This window comes from Chryseobacterium sp., from assembly GCF_008014695.1.
GTDB lineage: Bacteria > Bacteroidota > Bacteroidia > Flavobacteriales > Weeksellaceae > Kaistella.
In genome coordinates this window covers 245,056-264,294 of record NZ_VOXE01000004.1, presented here as the reverse complement: position 1 = coordinate 264,294, position 19,239 = coordinate 245,056, and the positions used below count along the sequence as shown (strand labels likewise).

Sequence of the window (19,239 nt, the reverse complement as noted above, 5' to 3'; positions counted from 1 at the left end):
GCAGTTAAAAGCTTCCTGATATTCGGAGACTACTTTTGCAGAAACAAAAATCAATGCGAAAGAAGACTCAGAAAATCGTCAGTTTGGTCATATTTGGAATCGTCAGCATCAATATGATCAACGCTCAGGAAATTCAGAAAAAAGACAGTGTTAAAACTATTGATGAGGTAGTGGTAACCGCTCTTGGAATCAAGAGGCAGGACAGATCCTTAGGATATGTTGCCGAGACCGTAGGTGCTGAAACGTTTGAAGAAACCCAAAACAACAACTGGGCCCAGTCGATGGAGGGGAAAGTAGCAGGTCTAAAGGTACAGACCGCCGGAGCCGGACCGTTAGGTTCTGCAAGGATCACACTCCGGGGCGAAAAATCAATGGCTCTGGATGGCAACTATGCACTTATTGTAGTGGATGGAATTCCACTGAGTGATGGACCGCGTGTAAATTCAGGTACCGGAACACCGGCCTACGGCGCCGGCTCGGGAGGGGATTTGCCAATTGATCTTGGAAACGGACTGAACAGTATTAATCCCGATGATATTGAATCAGTAACAGTTCTGAAAGGTGCATCGGCGGCCGCACTCTATGGCTCCCGAGCCGCAAACGGTGCTTTAATGATCACCACAAAATCCGGAAAAAGCAAAAACGGAAAATTACAGGTGACGTTGAACTCTTATTCCAGCTTCGACAGTGTTTTGAAATGGCCGGATTATCAGTACGAATACGGACAAGGAACCTTAGCTAAAAATGCGGCTGGCGAGTTTTATTATTCCTATGGAGCTTCTGACGACGGAGTAAGTACGGGTGGAACGAGCAGTGCTTTCGGACCCAAATTTAACGGCCAGTCTTATTTCCAGTATGATCCAACAGTGGAAGGTCAAAGTCTTACAAGACAACCATGGCGGCCTTACAAAGATAATATCAAAGGTTTTTGGGAAGGGGGTTCAACTTACTCCAACAGTATTTCGGTGGAAAGCTCTAACGACAAAACAAGTTTCCGGACCTCATTAACCTACCTGAAAAATGAATGGATGATGCCAAATACTGGGTTCGACCGTTTTAATTTCGCAGGCTCTTTTGCTCATCAGCTTAACGAAAAATTAAAGATATCAACCAAATTTGCCTATAACCGTACGACCAGCGATAACCTTCCTGCTACAGGTTACAACAACCAATCGATTTCATATTTTATGATTTTCCAGAATCCAAATGTTGATTTGGCCTGGTATGAACCAATCTGGAAAAAAGATCAGACTCAAATTGATCAGATTCATCCCTTTTCTTCTTTTATTGACAACCCTTATCTGATTGCCTATGAAATGCTGAATGGAGTTGATAAAAGAGCCATCAACGGGAATATTACCCTCGACTACAAATTCAACAATAATTTCAGCGCAATGCTGCGGTCGGGAATTGATGTTTTAAATGAAGTAAGAACGACTAAAAGACCGTGGAGTTCAGCAAATTACCGGCAGGGTTTCTACCGGGAACAGTTCATAAAAAATCAGGAATATAACAATGATGTTTTGTTCAATTACAAAAATGGGTTCGGAAAATTTGATGTTTCCGCTTCTGTAGGTGGAAGTATCCGTTATAATGAATACGTAATGAATGATTACAGAGCAGAGGGCCTGAAAATCCCCGGCAATTATACCTTAACCAATGCTATTTCGTTAATTACCAAAGTACCTAAACCTTATGACGAGCAGGTGAACAGTGCTTACGGATTGGTAACGCTCGGCTATGACAATAAGATTTTTGTAGATATTACCGGTAGAAACGATTGGAGCAGTACCCTGCCTAAAGAGAACCGATCTTTCTTTTATCCTTCTGTAAGTACCAGTGTAATTCTGAGTGAATTATTTAATTTGAAAACCTCCAATTTCAATTACTGGAAATTGCGGGGTTCATGGGCAAAGGTAGGAGTTGACGGATCGCCATATCAGCTTACCAAATACTATGATGTTGATGACATTCCGGGCGGGGTTACTGTACCTTCAGTTTACGCAAATCCTGCTTTAAAACCGGAATCCAACAGCAATATTGAAGCAGGGATGGATTTTGGACTTTTTGGAAACCGGATCAGCTACGGTGTTACCGTTTACCAGAATCTTACAGAGAATCAGATTATAAAAATTCCGATGCTGTATGAATCCGGTTATTCCCATCGCTGGATCAATTCAGGGGAAGTAAGAAACCAAGGGGTCGAGATGACTCTTGATGCTACGCCGGTCCGAACAAATAACTTCAGATGGAAAATAGGCGCAAACTGGTCTCTAAACAGAAATGAAATATTAAGTTTACCTGAAGAGTTCAACGGTGAACCTTACACAATGGCTACTGTAGGTGGTGTGGTATATTTCAATGCGGTTGTTGGCGGTTCTCTTGGAGATTTATATGGGTTTAAATTACTCAGGACTCCGGACGGACAGGTAATTTACGATAGCAACGGACTTCCGGCCAGACCGGCCAATATCGAAAAAGTAGGAAATGCTTTCGCTAAATGGCGCGCCGGTATTCAGAATGATTTCCAATATAAGAATTTCTCGGTAAGTTTCTCTTTTGACGGACAGTACGGAGGAATGGCTTATTCACAAACCCACCATAAAATGTCGGAACAGGGGAAATTGAAGCACACCCTGATTGGCCGTGAAAATCCAGACGGAAGCCAAAACTCCACTATTATTGGAGCTGGCGTTGTTCAGAATCCTGACGGCAGTTTCAGCCCGAACACCACACCGGTTTCGATATCAGCTTATTACGGAGATTATTACCGGAGAGCCAATGTGGAGACCAATACCTTTGACACTTCTTTTATTAAATTAAGAGATGCACGAATTGCCTATTCTTTCCCTAAAGAATTAACGGCATCCCTGAAAATTACTGATCTTACCATCGCACTTTTCGGTAAAAACCTTTGGATGTGGACCGACTATCCTATGTTTGATCCGGAAGTAGCAACATTAGACAACAGCACCATTACGCCGGGTGTAGAGATCGGGCAGCTGCCTTCTTCAAGAACAGTTGGCTTTCAGTTAAATGTTAAATTTTAAAAAAAATTAAAAATGAAACAGACTTTTAAAAAATTAATGATCATCGGATCTTTTGCTTTTGTGCTCGTCTCTTGCGGAAGAACATTCGAAGAGATCAACACCGATACGAGTAAGATTGAAAATCCAACTGCAGGGAGTTTGCTGGGACCTATCCAGTATGATATGAGTTCCTACGGATACAGCAGAGCCGACGATTTTACCTTCGATATTATGCAGGTGGCTCTTTCATTTCCGAATGAAGGAAATACCGTAAGCCGTTACTACCTCACTGAAAGTACTGGTGCAGGTTATTGGAACACCAGCTACAGATGGCTGAAGCAGGTGAAAGAAATGAAGCAGTTTGCTGTGAAGGAAGACAATAAAAATTATCAGGCGATTGCCATGGTTTTAAATGCCTGGATTTATGCCAATTTAACCGATGCTTTCGGTGATATTCCGTTTTCGGAGGCACTGAGTCTGGAGGAAAACATTTCAAAACCAAAATTCGATAAGCAAAAAGACATCTATATAAAATTACTGGATGATCTGAAGGCTGCGAACCTGATGTTCGATACCACAAAACCACTGACTGATCCTGATCTTTTTTACCATGCTGAAACTTCAGCTGACGGAATTCTGAAATGGAAGAAATTTACAAATTCACTGTCTTTAAGACTGCTGACAAGAATTTTAAACCGGAACGGAGAAGTGAATGTGCATCAGCGAATTCAGGAGATTGCCAATAATCCTTTAACCTATCCCATTTTCCAAAATAATGCCGACGGAGCGGTCCTTGATGTTTCGGGCGTTGCGCCGTATCTTCCTCCTATCGCCAGACCGCAGGATTTCACAGCATACCGTGCCGCAGGTGAATTTTTCGTGAATACACTGAAAAACAACAACGATCCAAGATTATCTAAATTTTTCTCGCAGGCGAAAAACCTTACGCCTCCAAACGCAAATATCGGATACTTTGGTGCACCTTCAGGCTATGCGTTAGGAACAGTCCTCAATTATCAGCCGTCCAATTTAAACCAGAATCTGGCAAAAGCTCCACTGAAAATTTTAGTTTTGCCATATGCGGAACTTCAGTTTATTCTTGCAGAACTTTCATTTAAGGGAATCATTTCCGGAAATGCCCAGACTTTTTATGAAAACGGCGTAAAAGCTGCCGTTGAACAGTGGGGGAATACCGTACCTGCAAATTATTTTGCAAACACCAATCTCGCGTACAATAATACTTTGGAGAGAATTATGTTGCAAAAATATGTAGCCCTGTTTTTTGTAGATCATCAGCAGTGGTATGAGCAGCGCCGTACAGGATTCCCGGTTATGCCCAATAACGGGGGGCTCATGAACAACGGAAAAATGCCGCAAAGAATGCCTTATCCTACCAATCCCCGAATTATGAACACCGCAAATTACAATGCAGCCGTAACCGCGATGGGTGGCGACAATATCAATGTTAAGATGTGGTGGAATCAGTAAATATGAAAAATAAACTCATACTCATCTTCGTCCTAACTTCATTTTTTATGAAAGCACAGACCAAAATCATCGCCCACCGCGGCTTTTTCCAAAGTTCACCACCAACCACCGAAAACTCCATTCAGTCCCTGAAAAATGCGCAGGATTTGGGGATTTACGGTTCAGAATTCGATGTGCGGATGACGAAGGATGGTAAACTCGTCATTCATCATGATGAAAATCACGATGAAATGGAAATTGCCCAAACCGATTTTTCAAAACTGAAAAAATCCAGGCTTGCAAACGGCGAAAAGCTTCCTACGCTCAAAAAATACCTGAAACAGGGAAGAGAAGATGAAAAATTAAAACTAATCGTAGAGATAAAGCCTGCCAAAACGCCGCAGCTCGAAGAGGAAATCGTGAAAAAAACGGTGGAAATGGTACGGAAACTCCGTCTGGAAAATCAGTGTGAATTCATTTCCTTCAGTCTGAACATCTGCAAAGAAATCAAACTGCTGGAACCCACTTTCATTGTACAGTATCTGAATGGTGACCTCTCACCACAGCAGCTTCAGGAGGCCAGACTCGACGGGTTCGATTATCATTACAAAATTCTCCTAGAAAAACACCCGGCCTGGATTCAGGAGGCAAAAAACCTGGGTCTGATCACCAATTCGTGGACGGTAAATGATCCTGAAATTTATCAACAACTTAAAAACATGGGAATTGGCTATGTCACCACCAACATTCCCGAACAACTAAAAAATCAGTAAAATGAAGCTTAATTTAACAGCATTATCTTTGGTATTCTCTTCGTTTGTTTTTGCGCAAACCTCCGTTTCGGGTTTTGTGTATGAAGATGCCAATAATAACTCTACCAAAGACCGCAAAGAAAAAGGTCTGGAGAATATTTCGGTTTCCAACGGCCAGGAAGTAGTTCTTACCGATAAAAACGGACGCTATTCGCTGCCGGTGTATGGAGATAATATGATCTTTATCATCAAGCCTGCAGATTATCAGACAAAAATGAATTCCAACAATTTACCGGAATTTTATTATAACTATAAACCTTCTGGATCGCCCTCAGATTTTAAATACAAAGGTATTTCGCCGACCGGTGAACTTCCGAAGGAGGTTAATTTTCCCCTGTACCGCAAAAATGAAGACAAGAATTTTCAGATTTTGGTTTTTGGCGATCCGCAGCCTTACACTTTAAAGGAAATCGATTATTTTAAAAGAGGAATTGTGGATGAGGTCAAGAAAAACAAGAAAAAAGCCGTTTTCGGGATCAGTCTTGGGGATTTGGTAGGTGATGATCTATCGCTTCAGGTGCCTTATGCAGCGGCGGTGAAAGAAATCGGTCTGCCGTGGTACAATGTAATGGGAAATCATGACATGAACTATGAGGCCAAAGATGACCGCTATTCCGACGAAACTTTTGAATCCAATTTTGGACCGAATAATTACGCTTTCAACTATGGTAATGTACATTTTTTGATTCTGGATGATATTCTTTATCCGGATCCGCGTGACGGGAAAGGTTATTGGGGAGGTTTCCGCGAAGATCAGCTGAAATTTATTGAAAACGATCTGAAACTCGTGCCGAAAGACAAATTGATCGTGCTGTCCTTCCATATTCAGATGATGGCAGAAAATCCTGAAGACGACCATTTCCGCCTCGAAGACAGGAAAAAGCTCTTCAGCATCTTAAAACCATTCGAAAATGTGCTGATGATGTCGGCTCACACCCACAAACAGTCGCAGCTTTTTTATACGAAAGGTGAGGGTTGGGAAGGAGCTAAAAACCTGCACGAATACAATGCGGGAACCACTTCGGGAGACTGGTATTCCGGAACTGCCGATGCAACCGGTGTTCCGGCATCCGTAATGCGCGACGGAACTTTCCGGGGCTATTCCTTCCTCGATTTTAAAGACAACAAATACAGCATCAATTATAAAGTGGCCGGAAAGCCGGAAGATTTCCAGATCAATCTGTACGTGCCGAAAGTTATTGCGAGCAAAAGAAACTCCGCAAGAATCCTCGCCAATTTCTTCATGGGCGGCAAAAATGATCAGGTAGAATACCGGGTTGATGCCGGTGAGTGGAAACCAATGGAATATGTGGAATCCATTGACCCTAATTTCGCACAGTCGGTTTTTAAATGGGACACTGCCGCCGAACTTCTTCAGGGCAGAAGGCCGTCAAATCCCGAAAACTCAAAACATCTCTGGATGGCTCCGTTTCCCGGAAAACTGCAGTTGGGTGCCCATAAAGTGGAAGTTAGAGCAACCGACATGTACGGCAAAATTTCCAACGCCGAACAGACTTTTCAGGTAGAAGAGGCAAAGCAGATTCCATAACTCATTTTTTTTTTACTTTTCTTTTCAGAAGCCGGCTGATTTTCTTTCAGTCGGTTTTTTTTCTGTGCTTTGGAGCCATTTTCATAACTTTACAGCCTTAAATTCAATAAAACCTATGCAGACTTACCTGGAATTCGATTTTAAAATAGAGCCGCTTCAACCCTGGAACGAAATACTCATGGCAGAACTCATCGAAATCGGTTTCGACAGTTTTACGGAGGAGCACGAAGGAATTCTGGCCTATATTCAGAAAGAGATTTTTGATGAAACGCAACTTCAGGAGATTCATCTGCTGCAGAACGATGAGGTGAAGATCAACTACACTTTTCAGGAAATGCCTAATATCAACTGGAATGAAGAATGGGAAAAGAACTTTGAACCGATTTATGTGGCCGATAAGGTCCTGATCCGCGCCGAATTCCACGATCCTAACCCGGAACTGCATGAAATCGTAATTCAGCCTAAAATGTCCTTCGGAACCGGTCATCATCCTACGACTCATCTGATGATCGAGCAGATGCTGGACATGGATTTAGAAGATAAAACGGTTCTTGATATGGGCTGCGGGACTTCCGTCCTCGCGATTTTTGCCAGACAGAAAGGAAGCGCGAAAACCACCGCCATCGATATTGATGAATGGTCGGTGGAAAATTCGAAAGAAAATGCAGCCAGAAACGGCGTAACACTTGAGATTTCTCAGGGAACTGCAGGAAATTTGGGTCAGGAAAAATTCGATATCATTCTGGCGAATATCAACCGTAACATCCTGATTTCTGATATTCCGACCTATGTTTCAGTCTTGAATGAAGGCGGCAAACTCTTGCTATCCGGTCTCTGCTTCTTTGATGTCGATGACATTCTGGAAGTCTGCACCGCGCAGAACCTGACGTTAAAAAAGAAAATGCAGCGGGAAGAGTGGGTGAGTTTGCTGTTGGAGAAATAGGAGCAAAATACAAAAGAAGATTCTACAAAGTCCGGATTTAATGAGAAAAAAGTAAATGAATATGTTACTTCCAATATCAACCAAAATCAATACAATGCATTGGTCTCATTCACTTACAATGTCGGAACTAACGCCCTGAAAACATCTACTCTTTTGAAAAGAGTAAACAAGAATCCGAAGGATCCGGATATAAAAGTTCAGTTCTTGAAATGGGTAAATTCTGGAGGTAGAAAAATACCTGGATTGGTTAGCCGAAGACAATACGAAGCGAAACTATATTTTTCGTAACGACAACTACATTGGCAAAACTAGATCACGAAAATACTGAGGAAGTAATTCGTCATCAAGAAAAATCCTCAAGTTATTATCATAAATAGCATTAAGAATTAACCTACACAATTCATCTAGTTTTATGGAACTTTCAGATAAAAGCAAATTCGTTTTACCATGTTTGTCCAATTTGTCCCCGTGGACATATTTTGACCTGATTGCGTAACATTTTTTAACGATATCATAAATTTCCTGCTTTGTGTATGTGGTATCATATTTATGTACAAAAATAGCAACGCGCTCCGAAACCTGGTGTGATATCTCTATTCCAGTCGTTGAAAAAAGACATTCAAGAAATGCGATTTTATTAGTAATGATAAGAGCTAAAGCGGCCGACTTACGAGCAGCAGTTAGAAATAGTTCTGCTCGTTCAATTCTATTTAGATCATTATGGTGGTAACTTTCTTGCGCTATATTTAGCGTAGTTGAGCCAATCTCCTCTACCTTAAATCCTTGTCGAGGCTGAATAAAAGGATCTCTTTTTTTGAAGGTCTGAACAATACTGATTATTTCTTCTTGATTAAACTTCGTTAATCTTCGTTTGGCACAGCAATCATAAAACTGCAGATCATTTTTTAAATAAAGATTCTCGTATGTTGGATTAGCCAAAATATAAGATGCTTTTACAAAAACACTATTGTCCCTAATATGCCATAATTGATGAAGCAATACTGCTATTAATGAAGCACTTTTGTGTGGAGAACTCGCGTCCGCCATTTCTGATTTGTGAAATAAATAACATCCGTTTGGATCTAAAAAATTACTGAAGGCTAACATTCCGAATGATTCTTGAAAAGCAAGTGGGTTGAGAATTAAATTTTGTGAAATGTACTCCAATGAATTAGTTAAGGTAAAACCGGAAAAAGTGATAACGGTATTCTTTTCCAGTTCCAAGCCAAATATTTCGGAACAACACATGTACGTCATATATAAATTTTTATAAAATTATGCCTTTATTTTTTAGTGCGGATCGATGTTTTTATCTAATGGTCACGATATTTTTGTCGTGACCATTCTTCTTTAGCAAGTTATACACAATAAGCAAATCCGTTTACGGGTGGATGCGATAGTATTTTTCCAACAATGAAAACAGTTTTATTTTTGATTCGAGCTTTGGCTTGGGTCAACCAGAAAAAATCAACCATTGTTGATACGATTGTGACTGAATTAATTGAAAGGAATTTTACACTTGATTGATCTTTTGATTCGAGCGAATTGAAAGCCAACGGCCATCTATGTGATGGCCGTCCTTTTCTAAAATTTAGTTTCCTTTTCTTCCAACTCCCAAATCCCTTGACGAATAACAAACAAATGCGCTAGTTGGTAATGGTGAGTTTTCATTTATTTTTCCGAAGATTCCAACTCATTTCAAAACAGGAACTTTTGAATTGTAAACCCGGAACCCATTTCGGATTTTCTGATCGATTTGTAATTTTTTGTAGAGATGAATACTTCAGATCTGAAACATCCATTATTTAGTGGTGAAAGTCTTTTCCCCAGTGCGTGTAGATTTTATGTTTGTAATCTACTTGTGTTTAAATAAAAAAAGACTTTACAGATGCTGTAAAGCCTTGTTTTATGGAGTGAGCGCGACAGGATTCGAACCTGTGACCGTCTGCTTAGAAGGCAGATGCTCTATCCAGCTGAGCTACGCACCCATTGATAATTTTTTGAGAAAAAATTATAAAAACTTGTCGGGGCGGCAGGATTCGAACCTGCGACCTCCTGGTCCCAAACCAGGCGCGATGACCGGACTACGCTACGCCCCGAGTAATGATATTTTTCTGAAGGTTGCGGAGGGTGTGGGATTCGAACCCACGCGACCCTTACAGGTCGACAGTTTAGCAAACTGCTCCATTAACCACTCTGGCAACCCTCCATTTTCAATGCTTTTGATGAACTTCTTTTCTGTAATTGCGAGTGCAAATATAAAGATGTTTTCACTACCAACCAAAAAAATATCCTAAATATTTACTTAAAAATTTTCTTATTTTTGAACCACAAACTATTAAAAAATCAGAACTATGCGTAATTCGTTATATATCATCGGATTAAGTGCGCTCTTGTTTTCATGCGCTTCTCAGAAGCCTGTGAAAAAAACTTCAAGATCCACTCATAAAACCACTGCAACGAAACCGGTACCGAAACCTGGGCCTGCAAAACCTTCCATAAGCTCAGCTTCCGGCGTCGAGTTTTATACGCAGAATATTGCTGATGCCACCAAAAATGACAATACGATCAGTTACGGTTCCATTGTAACGGCGAAACCTGCCGGCTATAAAGTGGTTAAAACCTATTTTCCTTCCATCGCTCAGAACTTCCGCCAGAAATATCTGATCCTGCATTATACCGCTTTAGATGAAGCCAAATCGGTTTCGGTACTCACTCAGCAGGCGGTAAGTGCTCATTATCTGGTCAATGACTTGGGCGACAATGAAATTTATCAGCTTGTTGATGAAAACAAACGCTCTTATCATGCGGGAATCAGCGGCTGGAGAAACGACAGAATGCTGAATGATACTTCCATCGGAATTGAAATCGTAAACATCGGTTACACAGTTGATGCTGCCGGAAAGAGAATTTTTGCGCCCTTTAAAGAAGCGCAGATTAAAAAGGTAGCAGCACTCGTAAAAGACATTGCACAGCGGTATATGATTCCGCCAACCAATATTCTGGCGCATTCGGATATTGCTCCGACCCGTAAACAGGATCCGGGTCCGAATTTCCCCTGGAAAAGACTGTATGATGAATACCAGATCGGGATGTGGTACGATGAACCGGCCAGACAGATGTTCCTCACCGAAACGACTCCTGAAGATTTCACAATGAAACTTACTGATACGACCTTTATCTTTAAGGTTCAGATGGCCTTACAGAAGTTCGGATACGATTTGCAGCCTTCCGGAACCTGGGACGATGCGACTCAAAAAACGTTGCAAGCTTTTCAGTATCATTTCCGGCCGCAGGTTTCCGACGGAATTCTGGACATTGAAACATGGGCAATACTGCAGGCCCTCAATCAGAAATATCCTGCAAAATAGCGGAAAATTGCTCTAAACAGTACAAAACGCATCTTTTATCGGTGCGTTTTTTTATTCAATCGCAATAAAAAGTCTTAACTTTTCACTCAAATTATTTTTATGGAAAATTTCAGAAAAGAAAGCGACCTTCTGGGGGAACTGAAGGTGCCTTTGCAGGCGTATTATGGAGTTCAGACCCAGCGCGCCATTGAAAACTTCAGGATTTCCGGACAAATGCTGTCTTCCTATCCGAAATTTATCAGAGGTTTGGCCTGGGTAAAGAAAGCCGCCGCAAAAACCAATTTTGAACTCGGACTTTTGGAAGAGGACATGTATCAGAAAATTAATGAAGCCTGCGATGAACTGGCGGCCGGAAATTTTGATACTCAGTTTCCGATCGATATGATTCAGGGCGGAGCCGGAACTTCTGTCAATATGAATGTTAATGAAGTAATTGCCAATATCGTTCTTGAAAAACTTGGAAAAAATAAAGGAGACTATCAGTTCTGTTCTCCGAACGACCACGTCAATCTCTCGCAGTCAACCAACGATGCTTATCCTACCGCCATAAAAATGGGACTTCTGCAGATGAATGAAGGTTTGGTCATAAGTCTGACTAAGATCGTAGAAGCTTTCCGTGCGAAAGGCAATGAATTTCACGACGTCATTAAAATGGGCAGAACCCAGCTTCAGGACGCAGTTCCCATGACTTTAGGACAGGAATTTGAAGCTTTTGCAGCAACACTCGAAGAAGATATCTCGAAACTGAACAACAATGCCAATCTTTTTGTTGAAATCAACATGGGCGCAACGGCAATCGGAACCGGACTTAACGCACCGGTTGGGTATGCGCACCTCTGCGCGAAAAATCTGGCTGAAATTACCGGTTATCCAATCATTTCCGCGCCAAATCTGGTTGAGGCAACCCCCGATACAGGAGCATATGTCATTTATTCTTCCGCACTGAAGCGTCTTTCTGTGAAATTATCAAAAATCTGTAACGATCTGCGGCTGCTCTCTTCCGGTCCGCGCGCCGGCTTTTTTGAGATCAATCTTCCACCCATGCAGCCGGGTTCTTCAATTATGCCGGGAAAAGTAAATCCTGTGATTCCGGAGGTGGTGAATCAGGTATGCTATAAAGTCATCGGCAATGACCTCACGGTTACTTTTGCAGCAGAAGCAGGACAGCTGCAGCTGAATGTGATGGAGCCCGTGCTTTGCCATTCGATCATGGAAAGCATCCAGTTTCTTTCAAACGCTCTGGATACGCTGCGCGAAAAATGTGTGGTCGGAATTACCGCCAATAAAGAAGTTTGCCTGAGTATGGTGAAACACAGCATCGGAATTGTAACGGCACTGAATCCGTATATCGGTTATAAAAATTCGACTAAAATTGCCAAAGAAGCTTTGGATACAGGTAAAAGTGTTTATAACCTGGTGTTGGAATACGGACTGATTTCCCAGGAAATTCTGGACGGGATTCTGGATCCGAAAAATATGCTTAAACCTCATTAATTAAGATTTTGAAATTTCTCATCATCATTCCGGCGCATAACGAAGAGAAAAATATTCTTTTCTGCCTTGAATCTCTGAAAAATCAATCATTTAGGGATTACAGGGTTGTAATCGTTAATGACGGCTCTACCGACAAAACCCGGGAATTGGCGGACAATTTTGTACATGAAAATGCCGCTTTCCAAGCTCTACACTTAGAGAAATCAGAACATGAACCGGGAGCAAAGGTCGTGAGGACCTTTAATAAAGGTCTGGAAACATTAAATGTGAAAGATTTTGACATCATCTGTAAATTCGATGCCGATATTATTTTCCCTGAAAATTATCTGGCAAAAATCAATGAAGTTTATGAGAAAAATCCCAAAGTCGGAATGGTTTCGGGATTGGTTAAAGTCAAAAAATCAGTTTTTGAAAAAAGTCTGGCTTTTGATTTTAAAGATGACAAACGCCAGTGGATCTTTGAAAATATCTCTTCCAAAAATCACGTTCGCGGACCGATTAAATCCTACCGGAAAGCCTGTTTTGAAGATATGAACGGTCTCCGTTCCGTTTTGGGTTGGGACAATATTGATGTGATGCTCGCGAAAAAAAACGGCTGGGAAGTCATCACCGTTAAAGATCTCTGGGTAAAACACCTTCGGCCAACTGCTTACCAGTACAGAACACAGAAGGCGGAAAAACTGGGTGAATATTTTTACAATATCGGCTTAAGTCTTCCGCTTGCTTTGATTTCTTCGGCTAAATCCGCTTTAAAAAATAAATCCTTTTCCGAATTTTTCACGACTGTAAAATGGTTTGCGAAACAAAAAGGGGAGAGGAAACTGTCAAAAGAAGAAATTCGGTACATCAGGAATTTGCGGTGGCGAGAAATGATCAATAAAAATAAAAAATGAAAACAGTATTTTTTTTCCTTCTATTTTGTTTCGGAATTTTTTCCGCGCAAAAAAACGCCGATCTCATCATTCACAATGCGAAAATATATACTGTCAATCAACAATTTGATATGGCCGAAGCCATGGCGGTTTCAAACGGCAAAATCATTGCGATTGGCAAAAACGGAGATATTTTAAAAAAATACACGTCAAAAAACACCCGGGATCTTGGCGGAAAAGCAGTTTTTCCCGGATTTATCGATGCTCATTGCCATTTCACGGGTTATGCAACCGACAAATGGAAATGTGAATTGTGGGGAACTAAATCCTGGGATGAAATCATTCAGAAAATTACGGCGTATTCCAAAACCGCGCCTATGGAATGGGTATACGGCAGAAGTTGGGATCAAAACGACTGGCCTGTGAAGGAATTTTCGAATAAAGATCAGCTGGACAGGCTTTTCCCGGAGCGTCCGGTCTTTCTGAAAAGAATTGACGGTCACGCCGCTGTAGCCAATCAAAAAGCGCTCGATATTGCCGGAATAACTGTGAAAACTAAAGTTAAAGGTGGGGAAATTCAACATAAAAACGGAAAACTGACCGGCATTTTAACCGACAACGCCATGCCTTTGGTCGAAAAATATATTCCTGAGATCAGCGACGAAATGGCAATAGGTTACTTTGCGGATCTTCAGAAAGAATGTTTTTCTTACGGTTTAACGTCGCTTCACGACTGCGGAATTTCTGAGCATACTTTTTCGCTCCTTGAAAAAGCACAGGAACAGAATATTCTTAAAATGAAGATTTTTGCCCTGCTCGAGGACAAAACTTCCTCCTATGAAAAATGGATTAAAAAGGGAAGATTTACCAACGGAAATATCACCTTCGGAGGTTACAAAGTCTATTCTGACGGTTCACTGGGTTCACGCGGCGCCTGTTTACTCCATGATTATTCCGACAAAGAGAACTGGAGAGGCGTACTTTTGAGCGATCAGGTCCATTTTAAAAATCTGGCGGAAAAACTGATAAAAAGTGACCTCCAAATGTGTACGCATGCGATTGGAGACTCGGCAAACCGCACCATCCTAAAAATTTACGGTGACGTTTTGGGCATTAAAAACGACAGAAGGTGGCGGATCGAGCATGCCCAGATTGTGGACAGAAACGATTTCGTCCTTTTCGGGAAATTTTCCATTATTCCTTCAGTTCAGCCTACTCATGCCACTTCTGATATGTATTGGGCAGAATCCAGACTTGGAAAAGAGCGTCTGAAAAATTCTTATGCATATCAGGATCTGTTGAAACAGAACGGCTGGCTTCCGCTCGGGACGGATTTTCCTGTGGAAGAAATCAATCCCATTAAAACATTTTTTGCAGCGGTTTTCAGAAAAGATGCGCACAATTTCCCCAAAAACGGTTTCCAGCCAGAAAATGCTTTGACAAGACAACAGGCTTTGCGCGGAATAACGATCTGGGCGGCAAAAGCTGCGTTTCAGGAAAAAGAACTCGGAAGTCTGGAAGTTGGTAAATCTGCAGATTTTGTGGTGTTAAGTCAGGATTTAATGAAAGTTGAAGAAAACAAATTTTTGGAAACCAAAGTGCTTGAAACCTGGTCAAACGGACTAAAAGTTTTTTAAGTTGAAGAAAATCGCTTATATCGAAATCGACACCCACGCTGAAATTGCGCAAAATTTCATGGAGCTGATGAAAGGCTCAGAGAAATTTTCTGTCGATTATTATTTTTCTGAAAAAATCCTTAAGCAAATTGGGAAACATCAGGTAAATTTGTTTGTGACGGAAAGTTCTGTTCTTCTGGACCAACTCAAAAGCAAGGAATATGAGATGGTGATCATCGGGACTGTGCACCGCTATTTTAATATTTTTGAAAGAATTACCGCGCAGTTCAACACTTCGGTTATAGTGCACAATCTCAATTTTACAAAAATTTCCCGTTTTCAGCTGTTGAATAATATTTTAAGAGATGATTTCTCTTACCGTCTGAAACTGTTGCTGAAGGAAGGTCTGCTCTCGGCACCTGAAGTGTACCACAAAGCGAAAAACCTGTTGGTTTTGGATGAAAATCTTGGAAATGAAAAGCTGAAGTTTTTGCCGCTCTTTTTCAATAAATGTCATCCAAAAAAAGCTTCTGAAACATTTACCGTGGTCATTCCAGGTACAGTGTCACAGCAACGGCGCGACTATATTTCGGTCCTGAAAAAAATCCAAAATTTCCAAACCGATGTGCAGATTATTTTTCTGGGAAAAGCCGCAGGAAAGGAATTGGAATGGCTGAAAAACTTCGAAAAAGTCCAACCGGAGAACATTGAAGTACAATATTTCACCGAAAAAGTTCCTCCGTCTGTTTTTGATAAATGGATGAAAAGCGCCGACGTTTTATGGTGTCCGCTTCAGAATGACACTTCATTTTTCAGCAACCCTGAAATCTACGGAAAAACCAAAATGTCCGGAAATATCGGTGACGCCATCAAATACGGAAAACCGGCGCTTTTTCCGGAGAATTATGCAGGAAAATATCCTTTTATTTTTCCTGAAAAGAGCGATATTGAAGAACAGCTGCACAGTTGCAGTCATTCGGTGATCTGTGATTTTCAGGAAAAATTCAGCAAAGAAAACGTACGGAAAGGTTTGGAGGAAATACTGAACAGCCTTCTTAAAACTTGAAAATACTTCTCAGAAAATTCCGGTTGATGTATTCGTGCAATGGAAAAATTTTCAGAAAATGATTGCCAATAATGAACATCACTAAAACCACTCCTGGTTTGTAGAACAGATTCAGCAGGCTGCTTTTAAATTCAGGCAGAATTACCGCCACCGTAATCCCTAACGTTCCGACGATAAGTGCGTAAATCATCTCGATAGTCAGTGGGAATACATCAAACTTGATATAATTGAAAACGATTTTCGCAATATTAAAAAGCGTAAGCGAAACTGCTGTCGCAACCGCCACTCCAAAAAGTTCAAGATTGGTATGTTTAAGGAAATAAATATTGAGCGTAACCGTGGTTATGGCCAGAAAAAGCATCACGACAATATTGAAACGGTAATATTTTGACAGAGAAATAATATGACCGTTGAAACCGGTTGCCAGATCAAAAAGCATGGCAAAACCCAATACCCAGATCACGGGCTCCGACTGTCTCAGCAATTCTCCGTTTTTTATGAAATGCGTTAAATAGGGAAAGCCTACCAAGACGCAGGAAAGCAGCACAAATCCAAGAAAAAACAGCACCAATGAAGATTTTTTGTGCAGCCGGTCGAGCTCTTTAAAATCATTTTCGGCCAGATGTTTATTGATGATAGGCGCCGAAATACTGTACAGCCCCATCGCCGGAATGGTGATGAGTGAAATAATGGAGTAAAGCGTGTTGTACACTCCGTTTGGCTCAAAACCCAGAAATTCGCCGATCATGACACTGTCGATCCTGACCGCTATAAAATTTCCGATGTTGCCCAGAAATCCGTAAAAACTGTAATTCAGGACTTCTTTCCAGAGCCCGTCTTTTTTGATGTACGCGGTCGAAAAATCCGGCTTTATTTTTTCGAGGTGGTTCGCATAATAAATATATCCGAACAGTCCTAAAACAAACATGCCGATAAAAAAAAGATACGCCGCTTTCTCAGGAAATCCTAGAAAAAAGAAAATACAGAATGCACCCAGATTCGCGACTTTCGGCAATAAATTTTCAAAAATATTTGGGATTACGATTCTTTTGAAATTCGTAAGGTATTTATTGAGGACCGCACTGAAGGCTAAAACCAGAACCAAAGGCAAAATCAGGCGTTTCATCTGCCAGATTTCCATTTTCTGCAGTTCCGGGAAAAGATAGTTCGCCGCGAAATATCCGATGACAAAAATAATGAAGTTCAACAGGATTCCCAGTAACGAAAGCGACAGGAAATTCTGGTGTTTTCCTTCTTCACGGGTTTTGGCGAAATATTTTACATTTGAGAAAGACAGTCCGAATACCACAACAGGCAAGAGCATTTCGGCGAATGGGAGCACGTATCGCAGTTTTCCATAAAATACCATGTCGTTCGGAAAAACGAAAATAGAAGAGAACGTTCCCAGTAAAAAACCGAAATATCCAATGAGCGAATATTTAAACCCCTGCCTTGCAACTACACTCATTTTCGAGATTTTTGAGGCGTGAAGATAATATTGTTGATGTATTGCTGCCGGTTTTTAAACTCATTATTAGCCTGCTGCTCTATAATTGTTTCGGTGAGTTTTTCAAGCTGAAAAGTTTCGCGGTTTAGGAACTGTGCATCATAACCCCATTTTTCAACCTGCAAAATGAAATTAAGGATTTTTTCTTCGTGATGACGCTGCTCCATTTCCACCATTAATGTAGGTCTGAATTTTATGATGGTGTTCACAGCACCTTTTAAGGTATGCATTTCATTGCCTTCAACATCAATTTTAATGAAATCAAGACGCGTCAGATTATCGATTCCGGCCCAGTCATCCAGTTTGATGACTTTTACCTGATGTGTGACGTTCGTATGCTCACCGGTTTCCTTGAAGGATGTTTTCAGGGTTCCGCGCGTATTCAGGGCTTTTCCGTTGATGACAGGAATTTTAAATTCTGCGGTCTTGTTTTCGTCGGAAATAGCAAAAGGCAGAATGTTCATTTTCGGAAAAATTCTTCTGAGCCTGCGGTAAAGTTTCTGGTTGGGTTCGAAGGCAAAAATGTTATCATTGTCGAGTTTTTTTTCGAGCTGATACAGGAAACTTCCTGCATTGGCACCAATGTCTAGAATGACTGATTTTTTGTTGAGATAATTTTTTATCCACACCAGTTCCGGTTCCACATTGCGTTCGGAAAAATTTTCCTCAGAAAGCGATTTTAAGTTTTTAAAATACCGCTCTTTGTATAATCCGGGTAAAATAAACTGTAATTGGTAAGTAATTCTTCTGTATAACCACATTTGATTCCGTTGCATGCGCAAATATAGAAATTTATGTTAAAGAATTGTTAAATTACTGTTCTATTTAGTTTAAGGAAGTGGAATTTTAAAAGGGAGCGCAAAGAAATTTATTAAGCGGAACCATCGCCTTAAATATTTCAGCAGACTTCTCAACGCTTTTTATATCAGAAAGGTCTTCATTCTGTAAATTATAGACTACTATAAAGTTTTTGAGTTTCAGGAATTCCGCCATCGGATCATCTTTTTCAAAACCCTGCGGAATCTTCACCAGTTTTTCGTTTTGGGAAAGTTCCTCGAAATATTTTTTGAAATTTTTGGCATTGATGATCTTTAAAAATTCCTCTTTATTCATAGAAATTTCTTTCCGGATCTCTTTTAAAACTGCAGAATCTGGCTGATAAACACCGCCGGCTAAAAATGAAGCGCCCGGTTCTATATGAAGATAGTACCCGGAAATCCTGCCGCCTTTCCCCATTCCGAGACCTGCACCGAAATTTGTTTTGTACGGCGTTTTATCTTTCGAGAATCTGGTGTCTCGATAAATCCGGTACAGGGCTTTCCTGGCATCGAGTTTCAGGATTTCTACATCAAATTTTGAAATTTCTTCAATAAGGTCCTCCACAAAAAGCCGAACGTTTTCCTGAGCTTCCGTAAAATCAGTTTTATGCTCGTTAAACCATTCTCGATTGTTGTTAAGTTTCAGATTATGCAGGAATTCCAGAACTTGCGGATCAATGACTTTCATGGGATAA

General features: G+C 40.9%; 14 protein-coding genes, 3 tRNA genes and 1 pseudogene. 11 read left to right on the top strand and 7 right to left on the bottom strand.

Annotated elements, in window-relative coordinates:
- Positions 1-53: 53 nt before the first annotated feature.
- The 6 genes and pseudogenes from FUA25_RS12195 to FUA25_RS13500 form a co-directional block, all read left to right on the top strand.
- A complete protein-coding gene (locus tag FUA25_RS12195) occupies positions 54-3,050 on the top strand; it encodes a SusC/RagA family TonB-linked outer membrane protein (protein ID WP_147757194.1) in 2,997 nt (998 codons plus the stop codon).
- Between the two features lie 12 nt (positions 3,051-3,062).
- Positions 3,063-4,517 carry a SusD/RagB family nutrient-binding outer membrane lipoprotein gene (locus FUA25_RS12190; RefSeq protein ID WP_147757193.1) on the top strand — a complete coding sequence of 485 codons (1,455 nt, stop codon included), beginning with the start codon at positions 3,063-3,065 and terminating at the stop codon, positions 4,515-4,517.
- A 2-nt stretch (positions 4,518-4,519) separates the two neighbouring features.
- Positions 4,520-5,269, top strand: a complete 750-nt coding sequence (locus FUA25_RS12185) for a glycerophosphodiester phosphodiesterase (RefSeq protein ID WP_147757192.1) — start codon at positions 4,520-4,522, stop codon at positions 5,267-5,269.
- A gap of 1 nt (position 5,270) precedes the next feature.
- Positions 5,271-6,857, top strand: a complete 1,587-nt coding sequence (locus tag FUA25_RS12180; RefSeq protein ID WP_147757191.1) for a calcineurin-like phosphoesterase C-terminal domain-containing protein — start codon at positions 5,271-5,273, stop codon at positions 6,855-6,857.
- A 115-nt stretch (positions 6,858-6,972) separates the two neighbouring features.
- Positions 6,973-7,800 (top strand): 50S ribosomal protein L11 methyltransferase, encoded by an 828-nt coding sequence (gene prmA / locus FUA25_RS12175; RefSeq protein WP_147757190.1) that lies wholly within the window; start codon positions 6,973-6,975, stop codon positions 7,798-7,800.
- Between the two features lie 54 nt (positions 7,801-7,854).
- A pseudogene (locus tag FUA25_RS13500) lies at positions 7,855-8,088 on the top strand (lysozyme); the annotation flags it as partial.
- Between the two features lie 6 nt (positions 8,089-8,094).
- On the opposite strand, the gene FUA25_RS12165 reads toward FUA25_RS13500, so the two are convergent.
- From FUA25_RS12165 to FUA25_RS12150, 4 genes are all read right to left on the bottom strand, one after another.
- On the bottom strand, positions 8,095-9,024 hold the full coding sequence (locus tag FUA25_RS12165) for a HEPN domain-containing protein (RefSeq protein WP_147757189.1): 930 nt from the start codon (positions 9,022-9,024) through the stop codon (positions 8,095-8,097).
- 690 nt (positions 9,025-9,714) lie between these two features.
- Positions 9,715-9,788: transfer RNA gene (locus FUA25_RS12160), tRNA-Arg, on the bottom strand.
- A gap of 36 nt (positions 9,789-9,824) precedes the next feature.
- Positions 9,825-9,899: transfer RNA gene (locus FUA25_RS12155), tRNA-Pro, on the bottom strand.
- A gap of 25 nt (positions 9,900-9,924) precedes the next feature.
- Positions 9,925-10,009: transfer RNA gene (locus FUA25_RS12150), tRNA-Ser, on the bottom strand.
- A gap of 145 nt (positions 10,010-10,154) precedes the next feature.
- Between FUA25_RS12150 and FUA25_RS12145 the strand changes: the two genes are divergently transcribed.
- The 5 genes from FUA25_RS12145 to FUA25_RS12125 all read left to right on the top strand — a co-directional run bounded on the left by FUA25_RS12145 (position 10,155) and on the right by FUA25_RS12125 (position 16,219).
- A complete protein-coding gene (locus FUA25_RS12145; protein WP_147757188.1) occupies positions 10,155-11,171 on the top strand; it encodes an N-acetylmuramoyl-L-alanine amidase in 1,017 nt (338 codons plus the stop codon).
- A 99-nt stretch (positions 11,172-11,270) separates the two neighbouring features.
- Positions 11,271-12,665 carry an aspartate ammonia-lyase gene (aspA, locus tag FUA25_RS12140; protein WP_147757187.1) on the top strand — a complete coding sequence of 465 codons (1,395 nt, stop codon included), beginning with the start codon at positions 11,271-11,273 and terminating at the stop codon, positions 12,663-12,665.
- 8 nt (positions 12,666-12,673) lie between these two features.
- A complete protein-coding gene (locus FUA25_RS12135; protein WP_147757186.1) occupies positions 12,674-13,558 on the top strand; it encodes a glycosyltransferase family 2 protein in 885 nt (294 codons plus the stop codon).
- A complete protein-coding gene (locus FUA25_RS12130; RefSeq protein ID WP_147757185.1) occupies positions 13,555-15,174 on the top strand; it encodes an amidohydrolase in 1,620 nt (539 codons plus the stop codon). Before FUA25_RS12135 ends, FUA25_RS12130 begins: the two co-directional genes overlap by 4 nt.
- Before the next feature lies 1 nt (position 15,175).
- Positions 15,176-16,219: a hypothetical protein gene (locus FUA25_RS12125; protein ID WP_147757184.1), complete on the top strand. Its 1,044-nt coding sequence runs from the start codon at positions 15,176-15,178 to the stop codon at positions 16,217-16,219.
- Here FUA25_RS12125 and FUA25_RS12120 read toward each other — a convergent pair.
- From FUA25_RS12120 to FUA25_RS12110, 3 genes are all read right to left on the bottom strand, one after another.
- Complete coding sequence (locus tag FUA25_RS12120) at positions 16,209-17,687, bottom strand: lipopolysaccharide biosynthesis protein (RefSeq protein ID WP_147757183.1); 1,479 nt, start codon at positions 17,685-17,687, stop codon at positions 16,209-16,211. The two genes, FUA25_RS12125 and FUA25_RS12120, sit on opposite strands and share 11 nt — an antisense overlap.
- On the bottom strand, positions 17,684-18,487 hold the full coding sequence (locus FUA25_RS12115; RefSeq protein WP_147757182.1) for an FkbM family methyltransferase: 804 nt from the start codon (positions 18,485-18,487) through the stop codon (positions 17,684-17,686). The genes FUA25_RS12120 and FUA25_RS12115 overlap by 4 nt, the downstream gene beginning before the upstream one ends.
- An 85-nt stretch (positions 18,488-18,572) precedes the next feature.
- Positions 18,573-19,232 carry a DUF2461 domain-containing protein gene (locus FUA25_RS12110; RefSeq protein WP_147757181.1) on the bottom strand — a complete coding sequence of 220 codons (660 nt, stop codon included), beginning with the start codon at positions 19,230-19,232 and terminating at the stop codon, positions 18,573-18,575.
- Between the last annotated feature and the right edge of the window lie 7 nt (positions 19,233-19,239).